The 6,727-nt window shown below is 44.7% G+C and carries 7 protein-coding genes and 2 pseudogenes; 3 read left to right on the top strand and 6 right to left on the bottom strand.

The window, feature by feature from the left end; translation table 11 throughout:
* Positions 1-833: 833 nt before the first annotated feature.
* Entirely contained in the window at positions 834-1,097 is a 264-nt protein-coding gene (locus NLX74_RS17315) for a hypothetical protein (protein ID WP_231109524.1), read from the top strand.
* A 194-nt stretch (positions 1,098-1,291) separates the two neighbouring features.
* On the opposite strand, the gene NLX74_RS17310 is transcribed toward NLX74_RS17315, so the two are convergent.
* The 3 genes and pseudogenes from NLX74_RS17310 to NLX74_RS17300 all read right to left on the bottom strand — a co-directional run bounded on the left by NLX74_RS17310 (position 1,292) and on the right by NLX74_RS17300 (position 2,486).
* Entirely contained in the window at positions 1,292-1,468 is a 177-nt protein-coding gene (locus NLX74_RS17310; protein WP_196765492.1) for a hypothetical protein, read from the bottom strand.
* 290 nt (positions 1,469-1,758) lie between these two features.
* Positions 1,759-1,991: pseudogene (locus tag NLX74_RS17305) on the bottom strand (IS110 family transposase); the annotation flags it as partial.
* A 186-nt stretch (positions 1,992-2,177) separates the two neighbouring features.
* Positions 2,178-2,486 carry a hypothetical protein gene (locus tag NLX74_RS17300; protein ID WP_254329436.1) on the bottom strand — a complete coding sequence of 103 codons (309 nt, stop codon included), beginning with the start codon at positions 2,484-2,486 and terminating at the stop codon, positions 2,178-2,180.
* Between the two features lie 433 nt (positions 2,487-2,919).
* On the opposite strand from NLX74_RS17300, the gene NLX74_RS17295 reads away from it, so the two are divergent.
* The gene (locus NLX74_RS17295; protein WP_254329435.1) at positions 2,920-3,384 is read left to right on the top strand and encodes a phage tail protein; all 465 of its coding nucleotides are present in this window, start codon (positions 2,920-2,922) and stop codon (positions 3,382-3,384) included.
* Between the two features lie 454 nt (positions 3,385-3,838).
* Here the strand turns inward: NLX74_RS17295 and NLX74_RS17290 are convergent, their stop codons facing one another.
* Positions 3,839-4,669 carry an SDR family oxidoreductase gene (locus NLX74_RS17290; protein ID WP_254329434.1) on the bottom strand — a complete coding sequence of 277 codons (831 nt, stop codon included), beginning with the start codon at positions 4,667-4,669 and terminating at the stop codon, positions 3,839-3,841.
* A gap of 46 nt (positions 4,670-4,715) precedes the next feature.
* A complete protein-coding gene (locus NLX74_RS17285) occupies positions 4,716-5,468 on the bottom strand; it encodes an SDR family oxidoreductase (RefSeq protein WP_254329433.1) in 753 nt (250 codons plus the stop codon).
* A gap of 167 nt (positions 5,469-5,635) precedes the next feature.
* On the opposite strand from NLX74_RS17285, the gene NLX74_RS17280 reads away from it, so the two are divergent.
* Positions 5,636-6,292 carry a TetR/AcrR family transcriptional regulator gene (locus NLX74_RS17280; RefSeq protein ID WP_254329432.1) on the top strand — a complete coding sequence of 219 codons (657 nt, stop codon included), beginning with the start codon at positions 5,636-5,638 and terminating at the stop codon, positions 6,290-6,292.
* Between the two features lie 158 nt (positions 6,293-6,450).
* Here the strand turns inward: NLX74_RS17280 and NLX74_RS17275 are convergent.
* Positions 6,451-6,624: pseudogene (locus NLX74_RS17275) on the bottom strand (aldo/keto reductase); the annotation flags it as partial.
* Positions 6,625-6,727 lie beyond the last annotated feature (103 nt).

Raw genomic sequence — 6,727 nt, 5'->3', positions numbered from 1 at the left:
GTGTGGCGGAATTGGCAGACGCGCGCGACTCAAAATCGTGAGGGAAACCGTGGAGGTTCGAGTCCTCTCACCGGCATCTATTTCGGATGTAGCTCAATGGTAAAACTCAGCCTTCCAAGCTGGTAGCGTGGGTCCGATTCCCATTACCCGCTTTATATAAATGAAAAAGGAGAGATGGCTTATTTTTATGCCATCTCTCCTTTTTTACTTTTAAACAATTCCTATCGACATGACAACCAGTAGAAACCTCAAGGCAATCTCCTCCGTTCCTTTGCGTTATTAACATACACAGGCAACTTCCAGAATTTTTATTTTCTGATCTTCTTCATATACTTAAGTTTCAGCTCGTAGTTCAGTTCTTGAAGGCAATATCAGCATGCAGACAGAAAATCTCATCAGAAATTGCCCCGCAACCTAACTCTGGTATCGGCGAGAGAAGCAACCGCTCCAGATCCAGAGTTTCAATCTGCTTAACTATCGGTTAATGGGCTTTGAGCGAAGCACTGACCGGAGTCATCTTTGTCTGAGAAGCAACTGGACCTGGTGACCATGGATATCACGATGCCAGATATGACAGGTACACACGAGGCTTTCTATGGATAGGGCGTAAAACTAACGAGGAACGATAGTTAAATAACACACAATGTTGAGCAGGCGCTTCAAGTCTGCTCTTTTTATTAAACTAACGGGCAGGATAGTTATAAATATGTTAAAATAAGGGAGAATAAAATCAGAGGTGAGCTAATGTTCAATCCGAAGATCTTCTTCTATTAGTTGTGTCTAAGGTCATGGCTTCAAATGCCAAAATCTAACCCGGCACAACGGGGATGAAGATGTTTACACGGGAAGAGATTCAATTCTGGGAAGATGAGAAACAGCAAAGTCTGGAGATCAATAATAAGCCCAAAGATCCAAGAAAAGAGAAGCTTAAGGATTTCCGTAAAGGAATCAAGAGTGTTCATTACAACAAAGAATGTAAAATAGCAAGAAAAGATGATTATCGTCTGTATAGAACAAAAATGAAACGACTGATGCGTAGTGAAGAATACGAGCTCCTACACAGTTACAAACGAACGAGTGGTTGGATTACTTGGTAAATGAGGTAGCCTTTGAATGAACTCATCCTATTGTTGAAGTGAGTAGCAGTAGGGCAGTTCATGAGGGGCTGCTTTTTTTCATTGAGCTAACGGGCAGTTTAGTTGAACAAGATAAGTGGAGGTTTTATGTCGCATTTGACGCAAACTGTGAAGGAGGAAGCTGGGAAAATGATAGCTAAGTGTAAAGTGTTGAGTTAACTATCCAGCTTGTTTGTTGATGTCTTTAATGTTTGTGCAGCCTCATCGAGATAGATATCTAAATAAGTACCATCAGTAAATTTAATAACCACAGCATTAGTAGTGATGGCGACATCTTCAATCGTCCTACCTTTAAGTTTTTCAGGTATAACTTTGAAATTAGTCGATTCCACATTCATCAAATCCTTTCATTGATTACACATCTTAGTAATCGGTAATAAGTATATAAAACCTATATTAGTCTAACACTTCTCATTATAAAAGTAAAAGATGAATGATAGAAATACTGAACAGTACGAAGATATTGTGTAATAAAAGAAAGCGTGCTTATTCAACTAACGAGGAACGTTAGTTAAATAAAGAACAGCGGTAGTCTAGGACTTTCTCCTTTTTCAGTCCAAGGCTGCCGCTATTACTATATTCAATTCAGTCTAATACTATATTTTTATCAGACACCGGCTTTCAGAACGGCATCAGAGGTGGGGAACTTCAATAAGGTTTTCAACGACACCGCAGAATGAAGATCTCCGATAAACACCCTTGTATTCAGGAGACATCTGATCCAATGCGGCTTGGAACTGCAGTTTAATTTGAATATATAGACCGGTAAACGCGTCATGCTGTCGCGATAAGTTTCGGAGATTCAAGCAACTGAACGCCCCTTGTTTTATAATGATCAAAGTCTTCTTTGTAGAAATAGAATCATCTTCGGTTGATTACTCCTCGGGTAAAAGTTATGAACGGTTGACCTTGGCTTCAAAACGCTTTTCCAACTCGTCCCAGGGTGTGGGGACCCGGGACTGTTCCCTCCAAAGGTGAAACACGCGGCTCAAAGCTACGATTTCCCCTACGAATCCGTCAACCAGTCGGCTGATCGGCATCCTATGATAAATTTTCATAAAAAGGCGCATTAACGCCGGTCGTTTGCGGATTAGTGAAGCTTGCGCGGCCGGCGTTAGCGGATATTGTAAGGCCTCTAACCACGCGAAAGCCTTCGTCCATAGCCGCGATCATCTGCCGCAACAACTTGTCGTCGCCGGCGTTTTTTTTCATTTGGCGCTCGTGTATAACCGTTACAAAGTTTAGCGCAATTACAGGCACGATATAATTCTTCAACCGTGCATCTATATTTTCATGATAGATAGGTATCGTACTTATTTGGTTTACATATGCGGGTACGCCCCCTTCCATGCAGAGGGTCTTTCCCAAACAAACATAGACTAACGGCCACCATCATGAATGCAAATGTCTTGGCTTGTGAATCTGAACCTCCTTAATGGAGTACAGGGCACAGGCCGAGAGTTTTTTGTTAGGACATACTTTGAGTCCTTAATTTCCCGACCTAGAGGAACCATAGGCAACATCGTATTATCTCGCTGGTCGAATATTTAAAGCGGTGTTTGTGAATACCAGTCTATGTGAACACTATTTAACAAACTAACAAATTCGCCATTCAAAATCTTCTCTTGAATCAATTTTGGTATACTATGTGGTAGATAAGAGAATTGAGAATTAATTTGAAGTCCGGCTATAAGTGTGTTTCTACAACAACTTGAAAAATGAAATCGATTTTGGTGAAATGCGGAAGCTGTTAGGGCGTAAAGAGAGAAGAGGAGGAATGAAAATGTCGTATCTCGTTGATTTTAAAGATGTATCTACGGTTGGTTTAGAGTCTTCACCTGTAGCAGAAGCGCTTGCTGGTTTACGTGCTAATGAGGCCCGTTATTTTATGAACAAATACAAGTATGAATTTACGGTTGTACCAGCTAGCGAAAGCCAGGAGAGCCTTGATTATGTGAACCGAATTTTGAGAGAAGAACGTGATATTGCGTTTGCGGCTAAATCTTTAGAAACGTCGCGTTTTCAAGTGGAAAATATCCAATTTACCTACGTTTTTTATGAGGATGGTCTTGCAATCAATGTCATGTATACGGTGGATGATCCTAAAAAGCGGGCTGTTGGTTTTAAGCTTTCTGAGGGGATGGAGGTACCAAAGGAGCTAGAAGGGAAGTTTAAGTTTGCTAGGCAGAAGTCTAAACTAGCTGGAACAATTCGGGGTTCGTTTTTTGTAATTAAAGGACAATATTAAAGTAAGCAAAAGCGCAAATGGAGGAATCCAGCCCCTTATTCTCTTTGCAAAAAAATGTGAAATTAAAGCAAGGGCTATCCCGCAAAAGGATGGCCCTTTTTTGAAAGAATGATGAAAAGCTACCGCTTATCGTATGATTATCAAACAGGAAGATCGCGAATAGTCTCTGATAAGGAGACTATTTTTTTGAGAACTTGCCCCTTCAGCCAACGCGGTGAACCATGCCATAAGTGAAGATGAAAAATTTCCTTGTGGGAAGTGACCTAACAATACGATTAGCCAGAATAGTTTGCTGCGAATGAAGGTAACAACATTTAGTGTGGTATGCGCTCGTGTTGATCTTGTTTTAATATCCAAACTTCTATTTCATACATGTTGTTAGTCCATGTCTTGCTTCGCTTTTCTCAAGTGCTTTATTAAGCGGCCCATGATCGATTCTCGATCTCGTCTCCAATCAGTTGTTGAAGTAGTGAGACTGTTCGAGGTCGTGGATCAGTGCAGGTTGCACAGGCCGCCATCCCAGAAGTTCCTGAGTTGCAACGCTTGATCTCGGGATATCGAGCGCTGCAAGTGTGCTGAGGAAGCCGAAGTGGGTGTCTGCTTCTTCACGTGAAATGCTGACTACAGGCACGTTCAGGTGTTTACCGATAACACTTGCGATGTCGCGAAATGGCACGCCTTCATCTGCGACCCCATTTAGTCGTGAACCGGCGAGTGCCTTTTCTAACGCAAGGCGGTATAGATGTGCGGCGTCAAGGCGGTGCACAGCCGGCCAGCGGTTGCTCCCCTCTTCCACATAGGCTGAGAAGCCCTTCGTTTTGGCAATGTTGATCAGTCTCGGCACAAATCCTGTGTCACCCTCACCGTGTACCGAAGGACAAAGCTCTACGATCGATGTCCGCACTCCGTGCTCAGCCAGCAATAACATTACGTTTTCTGCTGCCACTCCATTGGCGTGCGTGGTGATCACGAACGGCTTCCCGGACCCTTCCAGCGCCGCCCCCATCGCTTCGACGGCGTGCAGATCTGCTGTGAGTGCCCTGGCGAAGTTCGAGAAGTCGTGATTGAATGCCAGATGAATAATACCATCCGCAGCAGCCGCACCACTACGAAGGCTGTCGAGATCGTCGATGTCACCGCGGTGCACTTCGGCCCCGGCCTCTTTTAGTTTCGCAGCGCTATTGTCTGAACGCACAAGACCGACGACCTGATGACCCGCATCAATGAGTTCACGGACGACAGCGGAACCGATGTAACCTGTTGCTCCTGTTACGAAAACACGCATCATGAAATCCCCCTTAAGCTACTAACTATTAATGTATAAATTATAATTACCACGCGATGGGTCCATCCTCATCTGAGAACGTTCCTGTTGGACCGTCCGCACCAATCATCGCAAGCCGGACCGCTTCACGCGCCCCTTGTTCAACACTACGAGTGCCAGCAAAATTATTGAGCGCAGTCGATGTAAAACCTGGACAGGCCGCATTGACCTTGATGTTTGTCGATTCAAGCGCAAAGGCAAAGGCAAGTGTCACCGCATGAACAGCCGATTTTGATGCCGAATAGGCCCCAAACATCGCACGATGTGAGTTTTCCGGAATGGAGTTCCAGCTAAGGGAGCCGCCGGTGCTGCCCATGTTGACGATGCGTGCTGCCGGAGCCTCACGTAAAAGTGGCAACATGGCCTGGGTGACAGCAATGACACCAAAAACATTAGTTTCATAAACCGAACGAATGTCTTCGAGCGAAGCAACGGTCAAAAGACCGCTCGTCGCGCCACTGCTCGGAAACGGATCGTCCGGTTTACCTGCGTGTGATATGGCCGCATTGTTCACAAGTACATCGAGACGACCAAATTCGTTCCGAATACGCTCTGCTGCAGCAACAATGGAGTCCTGATCGGTAACGTCGAGCTGGAGAGCGTGCGCATCCGAACCAATGCTTTTGGAGGCAGTTTCTCCATTCTCGAGGCTGCGTGACCCAACGAGCACGGTGAAGCCGTGTTCCGCTAGATCCTTCGCAATCTGTAAACCTATTCCTTTATTGGCACCGGTGATCAAGGCTACGGGTTTGTCCTGCATGGTCGTAATCTCCTTTTTGGTATGGGGCACCATCTATATATTTCCCGTTGGATGTGGGATAATGATATTAAATCACACAAAAACGAAACTGTAAAGTTCCGGAACTGATGAGTTTCTTAATATATATTTTAAAAGGAGCTAAGTTTATGAGTAAAATAAAAAAGGAAATGTCTGAGAGGGGCGAATTAACTGAGGTCGTGGCAGAAAAGCCTGCGAAAACATTGGGACGCAAGAGAGATCACACGCGGGATGATAAAATCCTCGAGGCGGCAATCGACATCCTCGCCGATACGAGTTTCGATGGTATGACAATGGACATGGTCGCGGCTCGAGCAAAGGCTGGGAAGGCGACGGTTTACCGCCGCTGGTCTTCCAAGGCGGAGTTAGTCCGAGACGCCTTGGCATGGATGAATCGAAATCATCTTGAGCTCGAAAGCTTGCCTGATACAGGAACCTTACGCGAAGATCTCCTCGTGCTTTTGAAGCCGCAATCGATAGCGGAAGAAGAACGCAAATTTCGAGTCCTAGCGGGCCTAGGCTCCTTTTTGCAGCATCCGGAATTTGCCGAAGCAGGAACAGCCGGGATTTTCGAGCCATGGGTTGTTGTAAACCGCGAGCTTATGAACCGAGCCGTCGTCCGCGGTGAAATTCCTGCTCACGCGGACATTGAGATGGCTTGCCAGGTCATTACTTCAATGGCTTCTTTTCGCGGACTCATCCAGCGCAAACCGTTCGACAAGCCTTTCTTCACAACGCTAATCGATGGTATTCTACTGCCTGCACTCAAAAACCCGCGAACAGCTCCAAATATCATGGACCGATGATGACCAGGCGCTTGCCAGAAGAATAATATATTGATGCCGTAAACGAAAAAGAGGAGTAGATATCCTTAGGGCATCTACTCCATACTTTTAACGGTTATTGTTAAATTGTTGGTTCTTTTGGCGTAATCAAAACCTACGGGTGATCTTTTGAAAGATGGTTAGATATCGAGTTTACGGGTACCGATCCATTTCACCATGTCAGGATCGCGATGTGAAAAGAACAGGCTCTGTTTCGTATCTAACGTAGTAATCGACTCCATATCCTCTTGGCTTAACTTAAAGTCAAAGATATTGAAGTTTTCGATAATTCTTTCTTTACGAACAGACTTTGGATACCCTATCCCAGAAATTTTTTACATACGCAGACTACAAATTCTACCTTAGGAGCGAATCTATTAAATAAATACCTTCGCATCTGGAAAACCCAACGTAACG

The organism is Paenibacillus sp. MZ03-122A (assembly GCF_024213325.1).
GTDB classification, from domain to species: Bacteria; Bacillota; Bacilli; order Paenibacillales; family Paenibacillaceae; genus Paenibacillus; species Paenibacillus polymyxa_B.
Note: the sequence above shows the minus strand (reverse complement) of the source record. Positions and strands in the feature narration are given on the sequence as shown.